We start from the raw sequence: 25,198 nt of genomic DNA, 5'->3' as shown, positions 1-25,198 counted from the left end.
CTTTGTCCACCCTACGATTTTTGCGATTTCGGAGAATGATCATGCCCGACATCGAACCGCTCGCTTTCGTCTTCGCCGATGACGGCCTCGTTCCCAACAGCTCGATGCCGTTCCTGGTCTACAAGGGTGCGGTGGATGTTGCGAACGATCACCCCGAAAAGACCATCGAGGGGCTGTTCGGCGCCAATGGCTGGGGCGCGATGTGGCGCAACGGCGTCTACGACTATCCGCACTACCATTCGACGGTGCATGAGGCGCTCGGCGTCGCCCGTGGGCACGCGCGCGTGCAGTTCGGCGGCGACCACGGCAAGGCACTCGATATCTCGGCCGGCGACGTCGCGATCCTGCCCGCGGGGACCGGCCACCAGCTGATCTCGGCAAGCGAAGACTTTTGCGTGGTCGGCGCCTATCCGCCGGGACCACCGATGCAGATCACGCGGCCGACGCCGGAGAACCATGCAAAGGCGCTGAAGACGATTCCGGAAGTGAAGCTGCCGAAGACCGATCCGGTCATGGGCGCGGACGGCCCGCTGGTCAGACTGTGGAAGCGCAGCTGACCATTCGGCCTGTCCGCCACCGCCACGAATGACTGCCACGACTTACCACTATCTCCTGCCCGTGCTAAGGTGTCGCACGTGGAGGTAGTTTAGATACCATTCGTTAAGCCTGCTGGCATCACTTTTCCAAGAACCTTGATTTAAGTCAGCATACGCCGCGGCGTTTTAGCTGCCGATGACCCGTCAAGACACGTGATTCAATTCATCGCTAGGAGCGACAGCGCTTCCGTGTCCGCTGCTGCATTCCTGCAAAGGCAATGGAGGTCATACGCATCACCTGACGGCATCAGCTGCTCCAAGCTTCTCACAAACAACCACAGCAGACATCAGAAGAGGAGGATTCGACATGTTTCGAGGAATTCTGACGCTGACATTGTCTCTCTGCCTCGGCGCCGCGGCTGCGCCGGTGGCGCTCGCGCAATCGACGGCGCCCGTCACCGAACAGGAGGCGCACGCCATTGCGGTCGACGCCTATGTTTACTTCTACTCCATCATGTCGATGGATCTGTCCCGCAAGCAGTTCACAAACGTCGAACAAGGCAAGGATGCCTTCAAGGGCCCGATGAACACGTTCGTCAACGTGCGCGAATACCCGCCTGCCGATTTCAAAGGTGTCGTGCGAACCAATTTCGACACGCTGTATTCCTCTTCATGGCTGGACATGACGAGGGAGCCCGTCGTCATTTCGGTTCCGGATACCGACGGACGCTACTACCTGCTGCCGATGCTCGACATGTGGACCGATGTCTTTGCGTCACCGGGCTGGCGGACGACGGGCACCAGGGCGGGGACCTTTCTGATAACGCCCGCGGGCTGGCGGCCCGATCTGCGTGACAGGTTCGCCGAGGAGTTCAAGCTTCCAAAGGACACGCAGCGGATCGAAGCGCCAACGCCCTATGTCTGGGTGATCGGCCGCACCAAGACGGACGGCCCGGCGGATTACGCTGCGGTTCACAAGATCCAGGCCGGCTACAAGGTCACCCCGCTTTCGGAATTCGGCAAGACGCCGAAGCCGGTCGAGGTCAAGATCGACCCCAGCGTCGACATGAAGACGCCGCCAAAAACTCAGGTCGATACCATGTCGGCGGGCGTGTATTTCGCTTATGCCGCCGAGTTGCTCAAGCTTCATCCGCCGCATGTCACCGACGAGCCGATCATCGCGCAGATGAAGAAAATCGGCATCGAGCCGGGCAAGAGCTTCGACATCGGCAAGCTCGATCCGGTCGTGCAACGAGCCTTGGAGGCCGCGCCGCAGGACGCGCAGAAGCTGATGGCCTGGAAGGTGCCGACGCTGGCGCGGGTTGCCAATGGCTGGTCGATGAACACCGATACGATGGGCGTCTACGGCAACTACTATTTGAAGCGGGCGATCGTCGCTCAACTCGGACTCGGTGCGAACCTGCCCGAGGACGCCATCTATCCGCTCAATCTCGGCGACGAGTCCGGCAAGCCGCTCGACGGCGCAAACAAATACACCATCACGTTCGAGAAGGGCGCCGCCCCGCCGACCAATGCGTTCTGGTCGATCACCCTCTACGATCCCCAAGGATTCCAGGTCGGCAACGTGCTGAACCGGTTTGCGGTCTCCAGCTGGATGCCGTTCAAGCAAAATGCCGACGGCTCGCTTGACCTCTACATTCAGAACGAAAGTCCTGGCAAGGACATGGAAGCCAACTGGCTTCCGGCGCCGAAGGGAGCCTTCAACCTGACCATGCGCCTCTACAGTCCGAAGTCGGAAGCGCTGACGGGAAAATGGAATCCCCCGCCGGTCGTGAAGACGCCGACAACGGTGGGCCTTTCGGCCCAGTAAGACAGTGCGGCGGCCGACCTTTTGCCGGCCGCCGGCTTGCATCGCTTCAGAATTGAAATCTCACACTCGATCTCTTGGAGACATTCAAAATGCTGACGAAACGCGATCTTCTTCGTTCCGTCGCCTTGGCGGCAATTACCGCCTCAACGGCGAATTCGGCGCTGGCACAAGTGCAGACAGGCGCCGAGCGCCCTGGCTTCCTGAAAGCAAAAGACATTGCCGAGGCAGGCTTCATCTATGGCCTGCCCATCGTGATGAACTACGCTGTGATGCATGAATACGCCATCGATCGTAACTCCGGGCAATTCAAGGCGCCGTTCAATCAGATCAAGAATGAACCCAACGTATTCACCTATAAAGATACCGCCATCGTAACGCCGAACAGCGACACGCCCTATTCGTTCGTATGGATGGACCTGCGGGCGGAGCCGATTGTCCTTTCGGTCCCGGCGATCGACCCCAAGCGCTACTACTCGGTGATGCTCTGCGACGGCAACACCTACAACTATGGCTATATCGGCAGCCGTGCCACGGGAAGCGAGGCAGGCGACTACATGGTGGTCGGGCCGGACTGGAAAGGGGCAACCCCACCCGGGATCAAGAAGGTGTTCAGGTCGGGCACACAATTTTCGGTGGCGGGATATCGCACCCAGCTTTTCAACCCGGACGACCTCGGCAACGTCAGGAAGGTGCAGGACGGCTACAAGGTGCAGACGCTGTCCGCCTATCTGAAAGAGCCGGCAACGATTGGCGCGGCGGCCATCGACTTTCCGAAAATCGACAAGCAACTCGTGAAGACGAACTTCTTCGAGTTTCTCGACTTCGCGCTGCAGTTTTCACCTCCGCAAGAGAACGAGAAGGAAATGCGCGCCCAGCTTGCACGCATTGGCGTCGGCCCCGGCAAGACCTTCAATTTCAAGGACCTCTCGCTGGAGGACAAACTGGAGGTCGGCCTCGGCATGAAGGAAGGCCAGCGCAAGGTCGATGAGGCTGTCGCCAACGTCGGCAAGGAGGTCAATGGCTGGCGGATCAGTTCGCTGCCCGGCGACAGCGCCCATTACAACGGCGACTGGTTGAAGCGCGCCGTCGCCGCACAGGCGGGCATTTACGGCAACGATGCAGCGGAGGCGATGTATCCGCTCACGCGCGTCGACGGTGAAGGTCAAACCCTCGACGGCAGCAAAAAGAACTACACGCTGACATTCCCGCCGGGCCAACTCCCGCCCGTGAACGCCTTCTGGTCGCTGACCATGTATGACGGCAAGACCCAGTTACTGATCGAAAATCCGATCAACCGCTATTTGGTCAATTCGCCGATGCTGCCGAGCATGAAGACAAACGCCGACGGGTCGCTGACGCTTTACGTCCAGAACAAATCGCCCGGCGCCGACAAGGAGGCCAACTGGCTGCCCGCGCCAGATGGTCCGATCTATCTGGTGATGCGCCTCTACTGGCCGAGGACCGAAGCACCGTCGGTCCTGCCTGCGGGCGAAGGCACGTGGAAGCCGCCGGCAATCGCCGCCGCGAAATGATGCCAGCCGGCGCGGTGTGAAGGCAGGACCAAAGCCAAGGGGGTCTTTCGCGGAGCCAAGGGGGTCTTTCGCGGAGAAAGACCCCTCCCCGTGCGGAGATATTGTCGGCGGCCGCTCGCACGACCGACCCGGTGCGTGGCGAAGATGGCCCGCCGGTGAAGCTATGGAAGCGCAGCACGGCTTAAGCGAACCCGGCCGTCATTTGGGGCGCCGCAATTCGCTTTCGAGCCAGCCAACGGCGTTGGATTTGAGCGGATCGTACGCCATCGTCCTGGTTTCGGTGTGGCCGCATTGTGCGCATTCAAACGTACGCTGCTCCAAACCTTCCGGCCCATCCGAAACGGCAGTCGTAATCATCCGCGCCTCGCAATCGGGGCAACGCGGCCGCATCGGCAGAAGCTCTGGAGGGGGTCTTTCCGGGGCTAGCATGACACTCACCCAGCGTTGGGTTGAACCTATCGGCGCTTGTATTTCGCACGCCGACAGCCATTCACAAGGCGCTACTTAACCTACGAAAACGCCGTTAGATCCGTCCAATGCCCGACACTTCACATAATAGTCCAAATATATCAGCCGAACTGTCCGATACCCGACTATCAACCCAGAATTAATTAGCTATTGCCGTTGGTTGCGCCCATTGTGGGTCTATCGCCGGCTTTTAGCCTTGGGCATCGGCGACAGAGAGAGTTGAAGCTCCCGCCTAACTCGCGCTGGAGTTCCTCGTGGCCGCTGAAAATCACATTTTGAGCAAGCTGGATGCTTCAGCGCTTGCCCTGCTGAAACCGCACATGCGGACGATATCAGTCGAACATGGCGAACTGCTCCACGGCTCATCGTCGGAAATCGAGTTCGCCTATTTCCCGCGCTCCTGCATCATTTCCGTTCTCGCCGGCACCGACCAGGGCGGGACAGCCGAGACCTCCATCGTCGGCCGCGAGGGCATGATCGGATCCTCCACCATCCACGGCATCACGACGTCGTTTGCAGATTCGATCGTGCAGGTCGCCGGCGAAGCCGTCCGCATCCCTGCCGCGGAAGTTCATCGGGCCGGACGGGAGAACGAAAGTTTTCGAAAGACCGTTGCGCTGTTCGATCTCTCCTTGCTCGCGCAGTCGCAGCAATCGACCGCTTGCCAGGCGCTGCACCAGGTGGAAAACCGGGCCGCGCGCTGGCTCATGCAGTGCCGGAGACGGCTGGGCAGCAACGACATCCGCCTGACCCAGGAGTTCTTCGGGCAGATGCTCGGGGTCCAGCGCACCACCATCAATCTGGTCGAGCGCACGCTGCAGAATGCCGGCCTCATCCAGATCGGCCGCGGCCGCATTTCCATCATCGACGCCAAGGGGCTGCACGCCGTCTCCTGCGACTGTTACGAGCGCATCGAGAAGCGGTACGAGGAGCTGCTGGGCCCGCTCGACGATTAGAGCATTGCGGTATTCAACGGCGACTGGCGGTCGGCAAGGTTGAACTGGCTGAATCCGGTACGGGCTCGCCCGAGGAAACCCGCATCGCGGCGACCCGGGCGACGAAAAGCCCGATGACAAGATTTGCCCGTTCCGTCTCCAGCTTGTCGCGGACCGGCCCGTTCGGCTCGGTCGCGCACATGGTCTTGATGCAATCAAGCGTGCGGGACAATGAATTGACCACCGCCAATATCCGTTCCATGGACGGCGGCGCCGCCAGCGGCTCCGCCACGGCCTCAGACTTCGGGCCACGAAATTCAATTACTTTCTGCATCGATCGATTCCAAACCAGAACAGCCGGCAATACACGGCCCGGTAGCATCCGCTTCTGCACGGACCAACCGGGCGGCTTTCATCATAGCGACGCCTCACGCAGGCTCGCTTAAATTGATTATCGGAATCTTGCAGTACCACCTAAAGACGTGCGCTTTTTTCACGCATCTTTGACCGGAACGGCGCCCCCGGTTTCGACCGGAGCCGCCGCCCTTCGCTCCCTTGCCGGCTTTTACGCCGCGTTGGCGCCTTCCTGACGGCTGGCCTCGAACAGGAACCAGGTGCGGCGCTCAGTCTCGTCGATGAAGACTTCGAGCAGGCTTGCGCTGCCGGAATCCTCATGGTCGTCGCAAAGCTTGTGGGCCTTGCGCATCGCCGCGGCCATCTTCTTGTTGTCTTCCATCAGCTCGCGCAGCATTTCGCGCGGCGGCACATAGGCCTCGTTGTTGTCCTGGATGGTCTGCAGCTTGGCGATCTGCCCGATCGAGCGCAGCGTAATGCCGCCGAGCTTGCGCACCCGTTCGGCGAGCTGGTCGGTGGTGGCGAAAATCGCCTCCGACTGCTGGTCCAGCATCAGATGATAGTCGTTGAAATGCCGGCCGCTGACATGCCAGTGGAAATTCTTGGTCTTCAGATAGAGGGCGAATGCATCCGCCAGCAACGTATTGAGCGACGCTGAGATCTTGTCCACCGCGGCCTGCGGCAGGTCGGTCGGTGTATCGAGTTCGGCGGATACTTTGTCGGATTTGTTGTTGGTTTTGCTCACATTGCACCTTCCTGTTAGGAACCGGACTGCGGCGGCAGTGGACATTGGCCGTCGGACGACCTAACGCATCACTTTCACGCCGGTTCCGGCACAGGAACCGCACTATTGCCGGGCGCTGCACGCATGGATGAATGGATCGACTATTACGATTCCACGCATACGATTTATGCGAGCAAGCTGCATCGCGACCTGCATTTCCAGATCATCGCGCGCGACATCATCGGCTACATTTCCTCGCCCGACTCCGTCGTGCTGGACTATGCCTGCGGTGAGGCGCTGTCGGCCGCCAAGGTAGCCGACGCCTGTGCCCAGCTCTATCTGGCCGAACCCGCCCCCGGTGTCCGCGGCCGGCTGATTGCGCGCTTTGCACCGAACACCAGGATCCGCGTCCGCTCGCTCGAGGATCTCAGCCGAATGGCGGAAAACTCGGTCGATCTCGCCGTCATGAATTCGGTCGCGCAATACATGACGCCGGACGAACTGGATTCGGCGTTCGCCGTCATTCGCCGGCTGTTGAAGCCGAACGGCCGCCTGGTGCTGGGCGATATTTTGCGGCCCGAAGTCGGCATGGCCAGGGACGTGCTGGCGCTGTTGAAATTCGCTTCCGCCCACGGCTTCCTGAAAGACGCCCTGTACGGGCTCGCGAGCACGGCGCTGTCGGACTACCGGCAACTGCGCACCCGCGTCGGGCTGCAGCGCTACCGCGAAGACGAGATGATCGACAAACTCGCCGCCGCCGGCTTCGCCGCCTCACGCGCCCATCTCAACATCGGCCACAACCCGTGGCGGATGACGTTCGTGGCGCGCCACGCTTTCCAGCGCCCCTGAGTTCTAATCGCGCGCTAAGGTTGTTAACCCTAAGGCGCGGTAAGGGGTGGTTCACCGCGCCGTGATAAGCAATGATTGCCGCGGCCCGGTGGCGGAAGCGACGACGCGGGAGCAGTGCAATGCTCTTTATCCTGGTTCAAATCCAGGCCGGGCCTCCACGCTTCGCCCTGACGGGCTACGCGTGGCGCAGCCACCCGGAGATCGTCAGGTCGGAGCGTGTCCGGCGTAGCTTGAGCGTAGCGAAAGCGTAGACGGACCAGACCGCCGTAACGCACAGAGCGGCCAAATCCCCTAAAATCCCCGTTGATGGCCCGTTTTTGGGGGTTTCGCGGGTGCGGAATCTGGTCTAAAGACCACCCGCGCGCGAGGGTGACCCGCGCTCTTGGCTTAGGGGACGCGCGGCTGCGCGCCCTTTTTTTGTGCCCAATTTCCAGTCTGAGAGCCGATGCCCAAAAGAACAGATATCTCCACCATCCTGATCATCGGCGCCGGTCCCATCGTGATCGGCCAGGCCTGCGAATTCGACTATTCCGGCACCCAGGCGGTGAAGACGCTGAAGGAAGAGGGCTACCGCATCGTCCTCGTCAATTCCAATCCGGCCACCATCATGACCGACCCGGAACTGGCGGATGCGACCTATATCGAGCCGATCACCCCCGAAATCGTCGCCAAGATCATCGAGGCGGAACGCCATGTCATTCCGGGCGGCTTTGCGCTGCTGCCGACCATGGGCGGCCAGACCGCGCTGAACTGCGCGCTGTCGCTGCGTCGGCAGGGCACGCTCGACAAATTCGACGTCGAGATGATCGGCGCCACCGCGGATGCCATCGACAAGGCCGAGGACCGTCAGCTGTTCCGCAACGCGATGGAGAAGATCGGCCTGCAGACGCCGAAATCGCGGCTCGCCAATGCCTCGGCGCTGAAGAAGTCCTACCGCGACAAATACCTGGCCGAGCGCGAGAAGCTGTCGGGCGCCGCGCTGGAAGAGTGCGAGCGGCAATGGACGCTCGGAGAGAACGAGCGCCGCAAGCGCTACCAGGAGCACGCGCTCGGCGAAGCGCTGATGGCGCTGTCCGAAATCGGGCTGCCCGCGATCATCCGCCCCTCCTTCACCATGGGCGGCACCGGCGGCGGCATCGCCTACAACAAGGAAGAGTTTCTCGACATCATCGAACGCGGCCTCGACGCCTCCCCGACCAACGAAGTGCTGATCGAGGAATCGGTGCTCGGCTGGAAAGAGTTCGAGATGGAGGTGGTGCGCGACAAGAAGGATAATTGCATCATCGTCTGCTCGATCGAGAACCTCGATCCGATGGGCGTGCACACCGGCGATTCCATCACAGTGGCGCCGGCGCTGACGCTGACCGACAAGGAATACCAGATCATGCGCGACGCCTCGCTGGCGGTGCTGCGCGAGATCGGGGTGGAGACCGGCGGCTCCAACGTGCAGTTCGGTGTCAACCCCGACGACGGCCGCATGGTGGTGATCGAGATGAACCCGCGCGTGTCCCGCTCCTCGGCGCTCGCTTCCAAGGCAACGGGATTCCCGATCGCCAAGGTCGCCGCCAAGCTCGCGGTCGGCTACACGCTCGATGAAATCGCCAACGACATCACCGGCGGCGCGACGCCCGCCTCGTTCGAGCCGACGATCGATTACGTCGTCACCAAGGTGCCGCGGTTTGCGTTCGAGAAATTTCCCGGCGCCTCCACCACGCTGACGACCTCGATGAAGTCGGTCGGCGAAGTCATGGCGATCGGCCGCACCTTCCAGGAGAGCCTGCAGAAGGCGTTGCGCGGTCTCGAGACCGGACTGACCGGGCTCGACGAGATCGAGATCGAGGGGCTCGGCCGCGGCGACGACAAGAACGCGATCCGCGCCGCATTGGGCACGCCGACGCCGAACCGCATCCTGCAGGTGGCGCAGGCGATGCGGCTCGGCTGGTCCAATGAAGAGATCTTCAATTCCTGCAAGATCGATCCCTGGTTCCTCAGCGAGATGCGCGGCATCGTCGACATGGAAGCAAAGATCAAGGCGAACGGCCTGCCGCCGAACGGCTACGGCATGCGCATGCTGAAGGCGATGGGCTTTTCGGACGCGCGGCTGGCCGTGCTGTCTGAGTCCACCGAGGCCGAGATCACCGCAAAACGTCACGCGCTCGGCGTCCGCCCCGCTTTCAAGCGCATCGACACCTGCGCCGCGGAATTCGCCTCCCCCACTGCCTACATGTATTCGACCTATGAGGCGCCGTTCGCAGGCAAGCTCGCCGACGAGAGCGCGCCGTCCGACAAGAGCAAGGTGATTATTCTCGGCGGCGGACCGAACCGGATCGGCCAGGGCATCGAATTCGACTACTGCTGCTGTCATGCCTGCTTCGCGCTGCACGACGCCGGCTATGAAAGCATCATGATCAACTGCAATCCGGAAACGGTATCGACCGACTACGATACCGCGGACCGATTGTATTTCGAGCCGCTGACATCGGAGGACGTGCTCGAGATCATCGCCACCGAGCGGCAGAACGGCACCCTGCACGGCGTGATCGTGCAATTCGGCGGCCAGACGCCGCTCAAGCTGGCGCGCGCGCTGGAAGCCGCCAACGTGCCTATCCTCGGCACCTCGCCCGACGCCATCGACCTCGCCGAAGACCGCGACCGCTTCAAGCGCGTGCTCGACAAGCTGCGCCTTAAGCAGCCGAAGAACGGTATCGCTTATTCGGTCGAGCAGGCGCGGCTGGTGGCCGCCGATCTCGGCCTGCCGCTGGTGGTGCGTCCGTCCTATGTGCTCGGCGGTCGCGCGATGCAGATCATCCGCGAGGACACCCAGCTCAGCGATTACCTGCTCGGCACCTTGCCGGAACTGGTGCCGGGTGACGTCAAGGCGCGCTATCCCAACGACAAGACCGGCCAGATCAATACCGTGCTCGGCACCAATCCGCTGCTGTTCGACCGCTATCTGTCCGACGCCATTGAGATCGACGTCGACTGCCTGTGCGACGGCAAAGACACTTTCATCGTCGGCATCATGGAGCATATCGAGGAAGCCGGCATTCACTCCGGCGATTCCGCCTGCTCGCTGCCGCCGCATTCGATCGACGCCCAGATGATCGCCGAGTTGGAGCGGCAGACCCGCGAACTCGCGCTCGGCCTCGACGTCGTCGGGTTGATGAACGTGCAGTATGCGATCAAGGACGGGGAGATCTACGTGCTCGAGGTCAATCCACGGGCGTCACGCACGGTGCCATTCGTCGCCAAAGTGATGGGCATGCCGGTGGCGAAGATCGCGGCCCGGATCATGGCCGGCGAGAAGCTTGCGGACTTCAAGTTGAAGAAGCGCAAGCTCGAGCATGTCGGCGTCAAGGAGTCGGTCTTTCCGTTCGCGCGCTTCCCCGGCGTCGACACCGTGCTCGGTCCGGAGATGCGCTCGACCGGCGAGGTCATGGGCATCGACCGCTCCTTCGAGGTGGCGTTCGCAAAGAGCCAGCTCGGCGGCGGCACCCGCGTGCCGCGCAAGGGCACGGTGTTCGTCTCGGTGCGCGAGATCGACAAGAACCGCATCGCGGAAGCGGTGCGGCTGCTGCACTCGCTCGGCTTCAAGGTGATGGGCACATCAGGCACCCAGCGATTCCTCACCGACAACGGCATTCCGACCGAGAAGGTTAACAAGGTGCTGGAAGGACGGCCGCACATCGTCGACGCCATCACCAATGGCGACATCCAGCTCGTTTTCAACACCACCGAGGGGCCGCAGGCGCTGGCCGACAGCCGTTCATTGCGGCGGGCTGCCCTCTTGCATAAAGTGCCGTACTACACCACTCTTTCAGGTGCCGTGGCGGCCGCGCAGGGCATCCGCGCCTATCTGGGCGGGGACCTTGAGGTCCGCACCCTGCAGAGCTACTTTTCCGAAAACTGATCGTCAGCCGGCCTCAAATGCCCGCTAAACGATTGGCAACAAAGCCGGTAGGCTGGAACCCACCGTTGGTTTGGATGTTGTCGGCCCCTGACGGGGCCGGAAATCAATAGGCTGGCAGGCTCGCGTGCCGAGCCGAAAGGCCTGATCGAAATCGAAAGCGTGGCTCGTGCGCGCAACCATTTTGGCGGTTCGCACGATCGAAGGACAGAAGAGATGATGATGGAAAAGGTTCCGATGACCGCGAGCGGCTATGCCGCCCTGGAGGTTGAGTTGAAGCAGCGCCAGTCGGTGGAGCGTCCGCGCATCATCGAGCATATCGCCGAGGCGCGCTCGCATGGAGACCTTTCCGAAAACGCGGAATATCACGCCGCCAAGGAAGAGCAGTCGCACAACGAAGGCCGCATCGCCGAGCTCGAAGACAAGCTCGCGCGCGCCGACATTATCGACATCTCCAAGCTCTCCGGCGACACCGTCAAGTTCGGCGCCACCGTCACGCTGGTCGACGAAGACACCGAGAAGAAAACGGTATGGCAGATCGTGGGCGAGCCGGAAGCCGACGCCAAGAAAGGCCGCATCTCGATCACCTCGCCGCTGGCCCGCGCCCTGATCGGCAAGAAAAAGGGCTCGACGGTGGAAGTCGTGGCGCCGGGCGGCGCCAAGGCCTACGAGATCACCAAGGTCGAGTGGCGATAGTCACCTGCGAGTTACTGTTGCGACAAAGCCGCGTTTCGACGCGGCTTTTTTGTTGGCCGCATGCTGACAGCATTGTGAGTGGAGCTGCGGAGGATTCCATAATATCCGACTTCCGGACAATGCTTATAAATCATAACTAAATGGACGGAGCGCCGGCGCTTCAGGTCTTGGCGTTTTCGCCGCAAGGCGCGCGGTGAACGGCAAGCTCCGGTGCTTCGGGACGGCATCTTGTTGCGCTGCAATCGCGACGATTGTCGCGAAGATGGGAATGATTCAATTTCTGGGGTGTTGTGTCGGCATCACACGCAATCGGCCAACACCGTGTAATGTTGTGACGCTAAGTTTCTAGTGTGCCAAACAAGGGGGACGATGACATGGACCAATTCGACAAGATGCTCGCTAAATGGCAGCCGACGGCTCTGAGCCTGTTTCGCTTCATCACCGGGCTTCTGCTGTTTCAGTACGGCGTAGCCAAGATCTTCAAGTTTCCGGTACTGCCCTATTTCGCCAACATCCCGCCGCTGATCACGACGGCCGGCGCGCTCGAACTTGTGCTTGGCGCGCTGCTGATGATCGGGCTATTCACGCGCATCAGCGCGTTCATCCTCTCGGGTGAAATGGCCTTCGCCTATTTCCTCGGCCACATGTTCAAGGATCCGGCCAATCCGGTGTTCCTGCCGCTGCTCAACGCCGGCACCTCCGCGATTCTGTTCTGCTTCGCCTGCCTCTATTTGGCGACCGCGGGCGGCGGGCCGTACAGCGTCGACGAGATGCGGAAGAGGTAACTGAGCGTCAGCTCAGTCATTCCGGGATGGTGCGTAAGCACCAGACCCGGAATCTCGAGATTCCGGGTTCGCGCTTTGCGCGCCCCGGAATGACGCTTCGCGTCAGCCCGCCACCTTCACATCGAGCGGCACCGCCGCTTCGTACTTCGAATTGTGCAGCACCAGCGACGTCCTGACGTTGCGCACGTGGGGTGCAGCCGTCAGGTGCGTGACGAAATCCTGAAACGTCGCCATGTCGGGCGCGACGCATTTCAAAATGAAATCCACCTCGCCGGACAGCATCCAGCATTCGCGCACCAGGGGCTCGGCACGAACAAAGTCCTCGAACGCGCGCAGATCCGCATCCGCCTGGCTGGACAGATGGACGGACGCAAACACCGTGACGTCGAAACCAAGCCGGCGCGGATCCAACAGGCCGCGGTAGCCCTGGATGTAGCCCTCTTCCTCCAGCGTGCGGACCCGGCGCAGGCAGGGTGGCGGCGAAATGCCGACGCGTTTGGCCAGTTCGACGTTGGTGATTCGGCCGTCGGACTGGATTTCGGCAAGGATTCTGAGGTCGATTTCGTCAAGATTCTTCGACACGCGCGTCGGGTTCCCTGGTTTTGGTTCGCTTAAGCAGCCTTCCTGGCAACTCTCTTAGCGCAGGCGGCGCAGCTTGCGCAATTTTATTGCGCGTGCAGCGCCACATTTCGCGATTGTTACTTCAGTTCCGGGGAAAATTCGCTGGGATGAATTGCAATTCTTGCATAGCTACCCAGATATCTTAGACTTGGATTTGACACTTTCGGCGCCCCGCGACGTCCTTCCGGGGCGCTTTCTGCTCAGTCAACAAAACCCCCGAATAAGAGAGGGATCCGCCGATGCCCGCGCCTATCCATGCCAAGGTCGTCATTATCGGTTCCGGCCCCGCCGGTTACACCGCGGCGATCTACGCGGCGCGCGCGATGCTGGAGCCGGTGCTGATCCAGGGCATCCAGCCCGGCGGGCAGCTCACCATCACCACCGACGTGGAAAACTATCCGGGCTTCGCCGACGTCATCCAGGGCCCGTGGCTGATGGAGCAGATGGAGAAACAGGCGGCGCATGTCGGCACCAAGATCGTCACTGATTTCGTCAACAAGCTCGAACTGGCGCAGCGGCCGTTCCGACTGACCTGCGATAGCGGCGACGTTTATCTGGCGGAAACCGTGATCCTCGCCACCGGCGCGCAGGCGCGCTGGCTCGGCATCGCTTCCGAAGAAAAATTCAAGGGCTTTGGCGTCTCGGCCTGCGCGACTTGCGACGGCTTCTTCTACCGCGGCAAGGAAGTCATGGTCGTCGGCGGCGGCAACACCGCGGTCGAGGAAGCGCTGTTCCTCACCAATTTCGCCTCGCAAGTAACGATCGTGCACCGCCGCGATCATTTCCGCGCCGAACGCATCCTGCAGGATCGCCTGTTCAAGAACCCCAAGATCAAGGTGATCTGGGACAGTGCGATCGACGAGATCTGCGGCACCGAAAACCCGGGCAAGGTCACCCATGTGCGGCTGAAGAACGTCAAGACCGGCAGCCTTACGGATGTGCCGGCCGACGGCGTCTTCATCGCCATCGGCCACGCGCCCGCAACCGACCTCGTCAAAGGCCAGATCAAGCTGAAATCCTCCGGCTATGTCGAGGTGGCGCCGAACTCGACCGCCACGTCTATTCCCGGCCTGTTCGCCGCGGGCGACGTGGCGGACGAAACCTATCGGCAGGCGGTCACGGCCGCCGGCCTCGGCTGCATGGCGGCCCTCGAGGCTGAACGCTTCCTGGCTTTGCGCGCGACCGATCGCGCGGCGGCGGAGTAATCATGCCTAGAACACGGGACGGATCATCGGACATGGATTGGGACAAGCTGAAAGTCTTTCACGCGGCTGCAGAGGCGGGAAGCTTTACCCACGCCGGCGAACAGCTCGGGCTTTCACAATCGGCGGTATCGCGGCAGGTCAGCGCGCTGGAGCAGGAGCTCGCGGTATCGCTGTTCCACCGCCACGCGCGCGGGCTGATCCTCACCGAACAGGGCGACCTGTTGTTTCGCACCGCGCATGACGTGTTCATGCAGTTGCAGGCGGCGCGCGCCAAGCTGACCGACAGCCGCGAGCGGCCGAGTGGCGACCTCAAGATCACCACGCCGCCGGCGCTCGGCATCAACTGGCTGATCCCGCGGCTCGACGAGTTCACCGCGCTCTACCCGGACATTCGGATCTCCATGATCGTGACCGACGAAGATCTCGATCTGTCGATGCGCGAGGCCGACGTCGCGATCCGCACCCGCAAGCCGACCCAGCCGGACCTGATCCAGCGCAAGCTGTTCTCGATCGGCTTCCACGCCTATTGCTCGCCGGAATATATCAAGCGCTTCGGCACGCCACGCACGCTGGACGACCTCGACTCGCATCGCATCATCATGCTGAGCGATGCGCAGGTTCCGACGCATCTGCAGAACCGCTCCTGGCTGATCGACGCCGGCCGTAACGGCTCGGGTCCGCGCGAGGCCTACTTCAAGGTCAACAATATCCTGGGGCTGGTCCGCGCCTGTCAGCAGGGGCTCGGCATCGCCGCCCTGCCCGACTATCTGGTCGAGGAGAACAACCGCCTGGTGCAGTTGTTCGGCGAGACCGACTCGATCCAGATCGACACGTATTTTGTCTATCCCGAAGAGTTGAAGACGGTGGCGCGGGTGCAGGTGTTCCGCGACTTCGTGGTGAGCAAGGCGCAGCGCTGGCCCTCCTAGAGCATCAGGTTCTGATTGCATCAGAACCGAAGCTCTAGATTCTTGTTTTGACGCGGTTTTTCTACCGCAGAAAAGTCTAGGCAATCTGCACAAGATTGCTATGCGAACCGGTGGCCACTTCGCTCGAAAACGCGATAGCAGCAGCCAGTAATGTTTCGCCGTCCGGCTTTGCGGATTAGCCTATTTTATAAAGGGCCCGCTCACCGCATGACTGACATGCGGCTCGGACGGTTGCCGCACAGCACTGATGAGGATCATAGTGCTTAAATGCTGAGCGGCCGCGTCGCGCATATGTCCCCCTCCTCCAGTGGCGCGGCAGTTCAGTAATCCCTCTTGGAAGGTGATTGTGTCGGCCTCACGTGGCCAATACCTCAAGCCGGGCTCCTTTGGGCCCGGCTTTTTTTTCGTCCGCAAGCCCTTCATCGACAAGCCTTTCATCGACCGGCCATATCGTTGCGCCGGATTGACATTGAGGTCTGCTGCCACCATCATCCGCACATGATCACGCGTTCGTGCGCAGCTTTGTCGTCGAAAAAAGGTCCCCGCCTGGGGACCCGAGATCGACGCGCGCGCTAGACTCTGCCGCAACCCGCGATCCCGAAAGCCCCGCCGTCTGGACGGGGTTTTTTTATTGGTCCCGTCTCCGGCTTACCCCCATGAGGAGATGGAACGATGACTGACCCGACCAACGATCTGGCAAGCCGCCTGCAGGGCCTGTGGCTGCCGCTCATCACGCCGTTTCGCGACGGCGAACTCGACGAGGCGTCGTTACGCCGGCTCGTCAGATACTACGCGGCCGGCCCGGTCGACGGCTTCATTCTCGCGGCGACGTCGGGCGAAGGCATGTCGCTCCGCGTGGACGAGCTCGAGCGGCTGGTGATGGTGACGCGCAGCGAGCTATCCGGCAGCGGCCGCCGCCTGCCGATCCTGTTGGGCCTGTCCGGCGCCTCTACCGCGAAGGTGCTGGATGCGCTGGATGAGACAGCGGCCTGGCCGATCGACGGCTATCTGATCGCGAGCCCCTATTACATCCGTCCCTCGCAGCGCGGCCTGGTGCAGCACTTCACCGCGCTCGCCGATCACGCCTCGTGGCCGATCGTGCTCTACAACATCCCCTACCGGACCGGCGTCAGCCTCACCAACGAGACGCTGCTTCAGCTCGCCTTGCATCCGAACATCGCCGGCATGAAGGATTGCGGCGCCGACCGCGCGCAGTCGATCGATTTCCTGAGCCGGCGGCCGCCCGACTTTCGCGTGCTGACCGGCGAAGACGCGCTGTATCACGAAGCGCTCGCCGACGGCGCCGACGGAGCGATCCTGCTGTCGGCGCATCTGGAGACCGAAGCGTTCGCCTCGGTGCAGACGATCATGAAGCAGGGCGATCGTGGCGGCGCGCTGGCGTGCTGGAAGGCCATTTCCGGACTGACCCGGCTGCTGTTCGCCGAGCCGAGCCCGGCGCCGACAAAGTATTGGCTTAAGCGCAGCGGGCTGATCGATAGCGCCGAGGTTCGCCTGCCGATGGTGGAGGTGAGTGCGGAGCTCGCAGCGTTGCTGGACGAGGAAATCGAGCGGCGCAGGCTACCGCTGTTGCGTCAGGCCTGAACATCGCGCCAAGAGAGATGGCCGGCCCCGCTCGCCTTGGATGGCGAGCGGAAGCAATGCGCCTTAGCTGACCAGCAGGCGATAGGTCAGCACCGGCGCGAAGCCGAGCACCATCGCCCAGATCGCGAACGACGACACCAAGAGAACGTCATGCGCCCGCTGGGCGAGTTCGCCGGTCGGATATTTCTTGTCGTGCGTGATCATCGTGATTCCCCCCGGTGATGTTCCTTGAGGAGAAACCTACTGATAAAATTTTAATGTCGCGGCCGGGCCTTCGCTCGAAGTTGCGGCTTCGCACTCACCAGCCATTAACCAGGATAGCGCGGTGGTTAATCGGCGGTAGCAGACGCGGTCAAATGCAAGCGAAATCGCAACCGGGTTTTTAAAACTGGTTGCGTATCGATAGTTCCACAACAACAGCAACGCGGGGCCGCGTCGTGCATTTCGAATACAAGAACACCATGCCTCGGGAACAGAGTTTTAGCACCGAGGACATTCTGTGGGGCGTCGGCATCTGGTCGGTGATCCTGACGCTGTCGCCGGTCGTCGTGCTCTACGTGCTGATGGTGGCGTAAGGGACGCTGTTCTCACTCCACTTGTCATTGCGAGCGACGCGAAGCAATCCATTCTTTCTTCGCGCGGCGCGATGGATTGCTTCGCTTCGCTCGCAATGACGGCGATGGAGCATTGCCCTACCCACAAAAGAAAAACGCGCGGAGCGCCGCGCGTCTTTGTCAGAAAGAAAAGCGGCGTTGTTACGCCGCCTGCTTGTGCATGGCGCCCGATGCCGACGCCGACCCGCGGATCGCCTTGATCGAACGTTCGATCGCGCCCCACAGCCTGGTGATCTCGGCCGCGGCCCGGCCTTCCGCGTAATATTCGCGGGCGCCTTCGCCTTGGCTCAGCGCCATGATCAGGTCGGCGCGGTTGGTGATCTGGCCGCTCCACACCGGCGCGCGGAATTTCGCCAGCGCTTCGCGCGCGATGGTGACGATGCGGCTCTCGACGCCGTCGCGTTCGGCAGGTGCGCCGTTGACCACGACCGCGTAGGGCTTGCGCGCCGAGCGGCAGGTCTGAATCGTTTCCTGCACCGCGTTGACGTCGAACACGCCGGGCCGCGCCGGAATGATCACCATCGTGGCGTTACGGATCGCGTCGTCGACGACGGCCGAAAGATTCGGCGGCGTGTCGATGAACACCCATTCGATGCCGTCGCGCTTGGCGGCAGCGACGATGCCGCTGACGGAATTCACCGCGGCCTTGATCGGCGGTTCGTTGGTACCGCGCAATTTGTGCCAGAGAGTAAGCGAGCCCTGCGGGTCGGCATCGACCAGAAGGATGGGCTTCGTTGCCTTGTGAACATGGGCAGCGAGGTGAGCAGCCAGGGTACTCTTTCCCGAGCCCCCCTTACGTGATGCAAATACTATTACGTTCATACCTTGGCCTCCAAGTTGACCCCAGAAGCTGAAAATGAATCAGCGGGCTGATTCGCGAAAGAAAAATTTAAGGGATGCCGCGATGAAGCCACGTAATTGCCAACAAGGCTGGTTTTTGAGTCACACCGTATAAGCACGCTCGGAATCGAAAACGGAATCGATTGAATGCCTTGCAGCGTGAAGTGATCGGCTCATTGCGCGCCTTTTGCACGCTCACGCTCGAGCTTTGCGCGCTGCCGTTCGAGCCATTTGCGCTCGATCCATCCGAGCCCCTGCGCCATCGGCTTCTGCAGCGGCGGCACGTCCTGCGCGAACAAAAGCAGTCCGAGCGGCAGCATCCAGAGTCCCAGTACCGGCAGGAAGCTGAGAAAGCCGCCGACGACCAGGAGAAACGCGAGCGGAATCCGGACGTAGATCGATGACGGCTTACGTACCCAGCTAACGAACTTCGCCGGCCCAGGCGGCAGCTTTTTCTCAAACCAGGCAAAATGCCGGTCGAGCTCCTTTTGATGTGCGCTCAATGAACCCTCTCCTCTTGCCCAAAGGAGATGTTCATTACAGATGGCGCAAACAAGGCGTCAGCCTGGCGCGCTGGGGAATCTTAAAATGATGTAATGCGGTCAGGTTGCCGGTTTCGCCGGCTTTTTGGCCTTGCGCGCCTTGGCGTTCACGGCCTTGCGCGGCGTTGCCGGCCGGATCACGGTCGGCCGGCCGGCCGGTCTGGCCGCAGCCTCGCGGGGCTCGGAATCTGGCCCGAACTGGGCGCGGCAGGGCGGCGAAAGCTGGGATTTTTTGGCGACCATGCAGGCCGTCACGCGGCCGACATCGGGAATCTCGGAGCTGCACAGCCGGAACGCGTCACCGGTGCAGGCCTGCTCCTGTTCGGGCGTGTAGGTCTGACCGGCGGCGGGCGGGATCGAAACCCCGAGCACGGTAGCCAGCAACATTCCGAGCTGGCCCCTCCTTGATGCGACAGCCAACATAGATTCCCCCACCCCGACGGAACAACCGGGCTTTATTGCTGCGTGCGCCCGATTCCCCTGGAATTGTGAGTGAACGTTAGGAGATTGGCAAGCAGAGCGGGTATTGGCCTTTTGACGCGGGCCGGTCGCCGTCCATAACTGATTTTAATTCACTCCCGCGGAAAGGCGACACAACACCGTGACCATCCGTCAGCACGATTCTCCGAACGGTGTGGGATGACCTTGGCGAACTATCGGTGCGGCTGCGCAGTCAGTCCATCATTGCCTGTGCGAGCGCCGCCTTCTTCGCGTTGATCGGCGCAATTCCGGCAATATCGGACAATCGCATGCTTGCGGAGGTCCTCGATCTGATCGGCGCATTTGTGCTCGTGCCGTTCGAAATCGCGATCTATCGCCTGCTGATATTAGGTGAAGCTGCCTCCGGATACCGTTTCGATATATCGACTGTTCGGTTTCGGCGCATGCTCGGCTGGACTGCCGGCTTTTGGGTGCTTACGGACATCCCGCTTCATCTGCCGGGCGCCGTCGCACCATCCGATGGCGCGGAAATCATCATCAGCATCGTCTCGTTTGCGTTGGTCGTCTTTGCCGTGCTGCGACTGACGATTTTCCTGCCCGCTATCGCTGTAGACGCGCCGGGCGCTTCGGTCCGAAACGCTTTCGCTGATACAAGCGGCCATGCCTGGCTTATCGTCAAGGCGTACTTCATTACGGCGCTGCCCTTCATCCTGATCATCATTTCGATTGCAGGGCTCGCATGGCTTGGCGGCGCACATGACATCCGTTCCGGCATTGGGTCTTTGGCAGCAAACGTTTTTTCCGGTGCGCTGGGATTTCTGGTCTGGACCTGCTGCGCGATCGTCTCAGCCCGGCTTTTCATGAAGATCGGCGGCCGCGTGAAGAGCAGCGGACCTGAGGCGGGCGAATGAGCCGGCAGCAGCAGCGCCGGACATTTTCCGAATTAGCAGCGGTGGAGGGCTGGTACAGTTGGGTGGGCTCGAACCACCGACCTCCTGTTCCACAGACAGGCGCTCTAACCAACTGAGCTACAACTGCATCCTTCACGCGATGGCCCCAAAAAGAGGGGTCGCGAATGGGCCGGAAACTAGGTGCAACGCCTCGCTTTGGCAAGGCCGCGGAGTGACGGATTATAGTCGTCCCGGGGGCATTTTGGGTTCATTTACCGGGACCTTCGGCCGGGCCCCGGCGGCCCTGCCAAATCGCCCCTTGGCAGCAAAAACCTTGGCAGCAAAAAGCCCGGGCCGCTTCGCCCGGGCTTTTCGTGATCAATACCGAAAACGATCAGGCGGCCGGCTTGTAAAGCTTCGAGGCCGAGGCCTTGATCGGCTCGACGGTCTCGGTCGCGACCTTCTGGCCGAGTTCGGCGAGCTCCTTGGCTTGCACCGTGAAGGTCTCGTACTGCTTCTTGGCGTGCGAGGTCCACAGCTCGAGGGCGGCGGCCGGCGTCTTCACGCCGAACAGCTCCTGCGCGAAATCGAGCGAGGACGTGGTGTTGGCCTTGAAGAACTCGATCAGCTTGGCGTTGTACTCGCTGGCGCCCTTGCTGGCCGAAGTGAACACGGCCTCGATGGTGCCGTTGTGGGTCTCGGCGGCATCCTTGAACTTGGCGTAGCTGTCGCGGGCCTGCGAGACGCCCTTTTCGGCAAGCGCGCGCATCTGCTCGGGGACTTCGAAGGGAATGATGGAGGCAGAGAAGGGATCGGTGGAACTGGTCACGGCTTGCATCCTTCACAATGGGGTTAAAACGGCATTCCCCCTTGCGGACCGCCGGGCAGGCAAGGCGGACCGAAAGGTTACACACACACTCACGGAAAGTGCCCATCCACGGGCTCGCCCAATTAGAACCAATATCATGTCAAATTTGTGCAGCGCACTGCAATTTCTGATGCATCGCCGCATACTTAACCCGGGATACGGGTTCCAATCCCGGCTAGCCTGGTGCCGGGCTTTTCGCCGATGGCGGCCACTCACACTTTCGGCTTCGCCGCGTCCATGGCGGCCTTGCCGACGGTCTGGCTCATTTCGCTGGCCTGCTCCGCCAGCGCGCGCATTTGCGCCTGCACATATTCGCTGTGCAGCCGCATCACCTCGGGCAGATCCTTGGCCTTCAGCAATGACTGCGCGTGATCGAGCGAGCCCTGCACGTTCTTCTCGGCATAGGCCATGGCCTTGCTGCTGACGTCCTTGGCGCTGGCGCGAACTGTGGCATTGCGCTCCTCGATGGAGTCGGCGGCGGTCTGCGCGGCGCCGACGAATTTTTCAAAAGTCTTGCGGGCCTGCTCGACGCTTGCTTCCGCTATCGATCGCATTTCCTTGGGTATCTCGAATCGGTCTCGCACTTCGTCACTCATGGTGCGTTCCTTTGTCTTGGCTGGGATTGCGCCCGGATACCGTCAGGGGCCGCATCCTGGACGGATGCGGCGCCGGGGAGGTTCTCCGTTGAACCCTTGACGGCCGTTTGCAACCCCCCAACGCGGCGGCCGGCCAAAGGGTCCAGCCGGATTAAGGTTATCCATGGGTTAAATTACCGCCGGCGGGCCGGACCGTGGACCTGCCGCCGCCGGCTTGCGATAGTAATGTTCCCTTAACGCTTTCGGCGTTTGGGCTGCCGATTTTGAAGCCGGACGGTCATGTAGTCGCGATGCAGGATGCGGAATTTCAGTGGCGGGCGCACGGCAATCCGCGATTGGCGGCCTACGCGGCGAGCCGCCTGCCCGCCTGGTTGTGGACGGCCGATGGCCGGCGGATCCTGTGGGCCAATGCGGCCGGCGTCAGCCTGTTCGGCGCAGCCAGTGCCGCAGCCCTTGCCGAAAAAACCTTCGGGCCGGCCGACCGGCACCGGCGGCAGATCGCGCGGCTCGCAGGCCGGCTGCTCGCCAACGGCGCCATCCGGCTGGAGCGCTTGCAGGGGTTTGGCGCGGCGCCCGGCGAGCTTGCGACCTGCGGCTGCTCGCGATTCGACTTTCCCAATGGCAGCCACGGCGTTCTGATCGCCGCCGGCAACATCGCGCTGATCGCGCCGCGTCCGGCGCAGGTGCAGCCTGATCACGAGATGCAGCCAGCCACCGCATCATCAGAGCCGCCTTCATCAAAGCCGCCTTCATCAGAGCCATCTTCGTCAGAGCCAGCCCCGCAGCCGGGCGCGCCCGTCACGCCCGTCATCGAGCAACCGGTCGCGCCGCAATCGGCCGCCGATGACCAGCAGCCGGCGCAGGCGGGCGATGCGCCCGCCGGATTTGCGTTGTTCGATGCGTTTGCCGAACCTGCCGCCGCCGACGAGCCGCCCGCGGCCGAAACCATTTCGCGCGCGCCACCCCCTGCCCTCGAAGCATTTGCCGAACGGGCGCGCAGCCTGCCGCTGCGCTTCACCTGGCAGATGGATCGGGAAGGCCGCTTCACGCTCGGCACCGACGAATTCCTCGGCCTGATCGGCCCGCGCACCGCGGCCGCTTTCGGCCGGCCATGGCGCGAGATAGCCGAGACCTTCGGGCTGGATCCCACCGGCCGGATGATGCAGGCGTTTGCGACCGGCACGACCTGGAGCGGCATCACGCTGAACTGGCCTGTGGACGGCGGCGGCACGCTGCCCGTCGAGCTGTCCGGCCTGCCGGTCTTCGATGCGGCGCGAAACTTCATCGGCTATCGCGGCTTCGGCGTCTGCCGCGATTTCGACGCCATCGCCCGGCTCGCCGCCCTGCGCCTGGCGGAATTGTCCGGCGAGATGGTGACGCCGCAAGAAGTGCCCGCTGCGCCATCTGCCGAGCCGGCCGGCGTTGCATCGCCTTCACCTGATGAATTGCCTGAACCGATTGCTGCTAAAACTTCCACTGAAGAGGCTTCTGCTAAAGAGGCTCCTGCTGAAGAGACTTCTGCTGCAGAGCCTTCACATCAAAAAGATTTGGAAACGCCCGTGGAAACTCCCAAGGAAAGCGTCGAGGAGAGCGTCGAGGACGCGCTGACGGAAACCGCAACGGAGTTGCCGGCAGACGCTGCCGCAAACGTCTTGCCGTTCCGCGCCCCGGGCGAAGCGAAGCCGCTATCGCTGTCGCCGGTTGAAAACATCGCCTTCGACGAACTCGCGCGGCAATTGTCGGCGCGGCTTGACACCGAGAACGGCAACGAGGCGGACGCCGTCGGCGAGGCCATCTTCGAGCCGCTGGCCGCGCCGCCCGAATGGCTGGCGCCACCCGAGCCGCCGGCGCGTGGCGAAACGGCGCGCGACAAGGCGCTGCTCGATTTGCTGCCGGTCGGCATCCTGATCTACCGGCTCGACCGGCTGCTCTATGCCAACCCCGCCTTCCTGACGCAGATGGGCTATCCGAGCCTGCACGCGCTGGAAGATGTCGGCGGCCTCGACGCGCTCTATGTCGAACCCGGCACCTCCAACGCCTCCTCGACGTCGGACACCGGCAAACCGGTGACGATCTCCGCAAGCCAGCCTGAAGACGCAGACGCGCCGTCATCGGCGGCAGAGGCCCGCCTCTACACGATTTCATGGAACGGCGATTCCGCATTGGCCTTGATCTTCTCGGGCACGCAACATGAGAGCGCGGCAATCGCGGCCGCCATCGCGCGAGCCGAGCCGGTATCAGAGTCCGAACCGGCCGCATCGGAGCCCGACGTCTTCGAACCGTCAGAGCCTGACGCCTCCGAACCGTCTGACGTCGGCCATGCCAACGCCGAAGACCTCGCCGCCATCCTCGACACCACGGCCGAAGGCATCCTGATGTTCGACGCCGAGGGCAACATCCATGCGGCCAACCGCAGCGCCGAAGCGCTGTTCGGCCATGACGGCGACGAACTCGCCAGGCGCAATCTCGCCGATCTGTTTGCGCCCGAAAGCCGGCACGGCGTGTTCGAATATCTCGCCGGCATCAAGGTATCAGGCGTCGCCAGCCTGCTCGATCACGGCCGCGAGGTGCTGGCGCGCGAAAGCAAGGGCGGCATCATCGCGCTGTCGATGACCATGGGCCGCACCCGTCCTGAGGGGCCGAATTTCTTCGCGGTGTTCCGCGATCTCTCGCAGGCCAGGAAGACCGAGAGCGAATTGCGCGAGGCGCGGCGGCTGGCCGAACGCGCCGCCAATGCCAAGGCCGACGTGCTGGCCCGGATCAGCCACGAGGTGCGGACGCCGCTGAACGCCATCATCGGCTTTTCCGAAGTGATGATCGCCGAGCGGTTCGGCGCGCTCGGCAACGAGCGCTACCTCGAATACATGAAGGACATCCGCGCCTCCGGCGAACGCGTGATCGCCATCATCAACGACCTGCTCGACCTCTCAAGGATCGAAACCGGCAAGCTCGATCTCGCCTTCACCAACCAGAACCTCAACGAACTGGTCGAGAGCTGCGTTGCGGTGTTGCAGCCGCAGGCCAATCGCGAGCGCATCATCATCCGCACGTCGCTGGCGCACATGTTGCCGCCGGTGATCGCGGACGCGCGGGCCTTGCGTCAGATCGCGCTGAACCTGATCGGCAATTCGATCCATCTCGCCAATGCCGGTGGCCAGGTCATCGTCTCCACGGCGTTGTCCGATTTCGGCGAGGTGATGCTGCGGGTCCGCGACACCGGCCATGGCCTCAACGACAATGAGGTTGCCGCAGCCCTGCAGCCGTTCCGCACCGCGGCGCCGTCGGATCGGGCCGAGAGTTCGGCCGTCAGCCTGTCGCTGACCAAAGCGCTTGTCGAAGCCAACCGCGCCAAATTCCAGATCAAGACCGGCGGCCGCTCCGGCACCCTGATCGAGATCGTGTTTCCGCACGCAGTCGCGCGGGCGTGACCGGAGAC

23 protein-coding genes and 2 tRNA genes are annotated in these 25,198 nt (G+C 62.2%); 15 read left to right on the top strand and 10 right to left on the bottom strand.

Going from position 1 to position 25,198, the window contains the following annotated elements; genetic code table 11:
- Nucleotides 1-41: 41 nt before the first annotated feature.
- From V1286_RS01970 to V1286_RS01955, 4 genes are all read left to right on the top strand, one after another.
- Nucleotides 42-557: a cupin domain-containing protein gene (locus V1286_RS01970; RefSeq protein ID WP_334477234.1), complete on the top strand. Its 516-nt coding sequence runs from the start codon at nt 42-44 to the stop codon at nt 555-557.
- A 346-nt stretch (nt 558-903) separates the two neighbouring features.
- Nucleotides 904-2,367, top strand: a complete 1,464-nt coding sequence (locus tag V1286_RS01965) for a DUF1254 domain-containing protein (RefSeq protein ID WP_334477232.1) — start codon at nt 904-906, stop codon at nt 2,365-2,367.
- A gap of 89 nt (nt 2,368-2,456) precedes the next feature.
- On the top strand, nt 2,457-3,899 hold the full coding sequence (locus V1286_RS01960; protein ID WP_334477231.1) for a DUF1254 domain-containing protein: 1,443 nt from the start codon (nt 2,457-2,459) through the stop codon (nt 3,897-3,899).
- 722 nt (nt 3,900-4,621) lie between these two features.
- Nucleotides 4,622-5,323, top strand: a complete 702-nt coding sequence (locus V1286_RS01955) for a Crp/Fnr family transcriptional regulator (RefSeq protein WP_334477230.1) — start codon at nt 4,622-4,624, stop codon at nt 5,321-5,323.
- A 13-nt stretch (nt 5,324-5,336) separates the two neighbouring features.
- On the opposite strand, the gene V1286_RS01950 is transcribed toward V1286_RS01955, so the two are convergent.
- Together V1286_RS01950 and V1286_RS01945 are read right to left on the bottom strand one after the other, a co-directional pair.
- On the bottom strand, nt 5,337-5,594 hold the full coding sequence (locus V1286_RS01950) for a hypothetical protein (protein ID WP_334477229.1): 258 nt from the start codon (nt 5,592-5,594) through the stop codon (nt 5,337-5,339).
- A 273-nt stretch (nt 5,595-5,867) separates the two neighbouring features.
- Nucleotides 5,868-6,401 (bottom strand): Dps family protein, encoded by a 534-nt coding sequence (locus V1286_RS01945; RefSeq protein ID WP_334477228.1) that lies wholly within the window; start codon nt 6,399-6,401, stop codon nt 5,868-5,870.
- 123 nt (nt 6,402-6,524) lie between these two features.
- On the opposite strand from V1286_RS01945, the gene V1286_RS01940 reads away from it, so the two are divergent.
- The 5 genes from V1286_RS01940 to V1286_RS01920 all read left to right on the top strand — a co-directional run bounded on the left by V1286_RS01940 (nt 6,525) and on the right by V1286_RS01920 (nt 12,617).
- Nucleotides 6,525-7,229: a class I SAM-dependent methyltransferase gene (locus V1286_RS01940; protein ID WP_334477227.1), complete on the top strand. Its 705-nt coding sequence runs from the start codon at nt 6,525-6,527 to the stop codon at nt 7,227-7,229.
- Between the two features lie 82 nt (nt 7,230-7,311).
- Nucleotides 7,312-7,387 (top strand) — tRNA-OTHER (locus tag V1286_RS01935).
- Nucleotides 7,388-7,674: 287 nt separating this feature from the next.
- Complete coding sequence (carB, locus tag V1286_RS01930; protein ID WP_334477226.1) at nt 7,675-11,139, top strand: carbamoyl-phosphate synthase large subunit; 3,465 nt, start codon at nt 7,675-7,677, stop codon at nt 11,137-11,139.
- Nucleotides 11,140-11,358: 219 nt separating this feature from the next.
- Nucleotides 11,359-11,832 carry a transcription elongation factor GreA gene (gene greA / locus V1286_RS01925; protein WP_212419807.1) on the top strand — a complete coding sequence of 158 codons (474 nt, stop codon included), beginning with the start codon at nt 11,359-11,361 and terminating at the stop codon, nt 11,830-11,832.
- 374 nt (nt 11,833-12,206) lie between these two features.
- Entirely contained in the window at nt 12,207-12,617 is a 411-nt protein-coding gene (locus tag V1286_RS01920; RefSeq protein ID WP_334477224.1) for a DoxX family protein, read from the top strand.
- A 102-nt stretch (nt 12,618-12,719) separates the two neighbouring features.
- Here V1286_RS01920 and V1286_RS01915 read toward each other — a convergent pair whose 3' ends face one another.
- Nucleotides 12,720-13,199 carry an Lrp/AsnC family transcriptional regulator gene (locus V1286_RS01915; protein WP_334477223.1) on the bottom strand — a complete coding sequence of 160 codons (480 nt, stop codon included), beginning with the start codon at nt 13,197-13,199 and terminating at the stop codon, nt 12,720-12,722.
- A 278-nt stretch (nt 13,200-13,477) separates the two neighbouring features.
- On the opposite strand from V1286_RS01915, the gene trxB reads away from it, so the two are divergent.
- The 3 genes from trxB (at nt 13,478) to dapA (ending at nt 16,971) form a co-directional block, all read left to right on the top strand.
- On the top strand, nt 13,478-14,443 hold the full coding sequence (trxB, locus tag V1286_RS01910; protein ID WP_334477222.1) for a thioredoxin-disulfide reductase: 966 nt from the start codon (nt 13,478-13,480) through the stop codon (nt 14,441-14,443).
- 2 nt (nt 14,444-14,445) lie between these two features.
- Nucleotides 14,446-15,369 carry a LysR family transcriptional regulator gene (locus V1286_RS01905; RefSeq protein ID WP_190242137.1) on the top strand — a complete coding sequence of 308 codons (924 nt, stop codon included), beginning with the start codon at nt 14,446-14,448 and terminating at the stop codon, nt 15,367-15,369.
- 672 nt (nt 15,370-16,041) lie between these two features.
- Complete coding sequence (dapA, locus tag V1286_RS01900) at nt 16,042-16,971, top strand: 4-hydroxy-tetrahydrodipicolinate synthase (protein WP_334477221.1); 930 nt, start codon at nt 16,042-16,044, stop codon at nt 16,969-16,971.
- A gap of 63 nt (nt 16,972-17,034) precedes the next feature.
- Here the strand turns inward: dapA and V1286_RS01895 are convergent, their stop codons facing one another.
- On the bottom strand, nt 17,035-17,175 hold the full coding sequence (locus V1286_RS01895; RefSeq protein WP_334477220.1) for a hypothetical protein: 141 nt from the start codon (nt 17,173-17,175) through the stop codon (nt 17,035-17,037).
- Between the two features lie 233 nt (nt 17,176-17,408).
- Here V1286_RS01895 and V1286_RS01890 point away from each other — a divergent pair, with 233 nt between their 5' ends.
- Entirely contained in the window at nt 17,409-17,546 is a 138-nt protein-coding gene (locus V1286_RS01890) for a hypothetical protein (RefSeq protein ID WP_190242140.1), read from the top strand.
- Nucleotides 17,547-17,726: 180 nt separating this feature from the next.
- On the opposite strand, the gene V1286_RS01885 is transcribed toward V1286_RS01890, so the two are convergent.
- The 3 genes from V1286_RS01885 to V1286_RS01875 all read right to left on the bottom strand — a co-directional run bounded on the left by V1286_RS01885 (nt 17,727) and on the right by V1286_RS01875 (nt 19,354).
- Nucleotides 17,727-18,407, bottom strand: coding sequence for a ParA family protein (locus V1286_RS01885; protein ID WP_108522570.1), 681 nt, complete (start codon nt 18,405-18,407; stop codon nt 17,727-17,729).
- Between the two features lie 191 nt (nt 18,408-18,598).
- The gene (locus V1286_RS01880; RefSeq protein WP_334477219.1) at nt 18,599-18,928 is read right to left on the bottom strand and encodes a hypothetical protein; all 330 of its coding nucleotides are present in this window, start codon (nt 18,926-18,928) and stop codon (nt 18,599-18,601) included.
- A gap of 99 nt (nt 18,929-19,027) precedes the next feature.
- Nucleotides 19,028-19,354 carry a hypothetical protein gene (locus V1286_RS01875; RefSeq protein ID WP_334477218.1) on the bottom strand — a complete coding sequence of 109 codons (327 nt, stop codon included), beginning with the start codon at nt 19,352-19,354 and terminating at the stop codon, nt 19,028-19,030.
- A 362-nt stretch (nt 19,355-19,716) separates the two neighbouring features.
- Between V1286_RS01875 and V1286_RS01870 the strand changes: the two genes are divergently transcribed.
- Nucleotides 19,717-20,319 carry a hypothetical protein gene (locus tag V1286_RS01870; protein WP_334477217.1) on the top strand — a complete coding sequence of 201 codons (603 nt, stop codon included), beginning with the start codon at nt 19,717-19,719 and terminating at the stop codon, nt 20,317-20,319.
- Nucleotides 20,320-20,369: 50 nt separating this feature from the next.
- Here V1286_RS01870 and V1286_RS01865 read toward each other — a convergent pair.
- The 3 genes from V1286_RS01865 to V1286_RS01855 all read right to left on the bottom strand — a co-directional run bounded on the left by V1286_RS01865 (nt 20,370) and on the right by V1286_RS01855 (nt 21,762).
- Nucleotides 20,370-20,446 (bottom strand) — tRNA-His (locus V1286_RS01865).
- A gap of 246 nt (nt 20,447-20,692) precedes the next feature.
- On the bottom strand, nt 20,693-21,127 hold the full coding sequence (locus V1286_RS01860) for a phasin (RefSeq protein WP_108522595.1): 435 nt from the start codon (nt 21,125-21,127) through the stop codon (nt 20,693-20,695).
- 251 nt (nt 21,128-21,378) lie between these two features.
- On the bottom strand, nt 21,379-21,762 hold the full coding sequence (locus V1286_RS01855) for a phasin family protein (protein ID WP_334477215.1): 384 nt from the start codon (nt 21,760-21,762) through the stop codon (nt 21,379-21,381).
- Between the two features lie 290 nt (nt 21,763-22,052).
- Between V1286_RS01855 and V1286_RS01850 the strand changes: the two genes are divergently transcribed.
- Nucleotides 22,053-25,190, top strand: a complete 3,138-nt coding sequence (locus V1286_RS01850; RefSeq protein WP_334477213.1) for a PAS domain-containing protein — start codon at nt 22,053-22,055, stop codon at nt 25,188-25,190.
- The last annotated feature ends 8 nt before the right edge of the window (nt 25,191-25,198 follow it).

This window comes from Bradyrhizobium algeriense (assembly GCF_036924595.1).
Taxonomy (GTDB): domain Bacteria; phylum Pseudomonadota; class Alphaproteobacteria; order Rhizobiales; family Xanthobacteraceae; genus Bradyrhizobium; species Bradyrhizobium algeriense.
The sequence above is the reverse complement of the archived record's forward strand: the minus strand, read 5'-3'. Positions and strand labels throughout refer to the sequence as shown.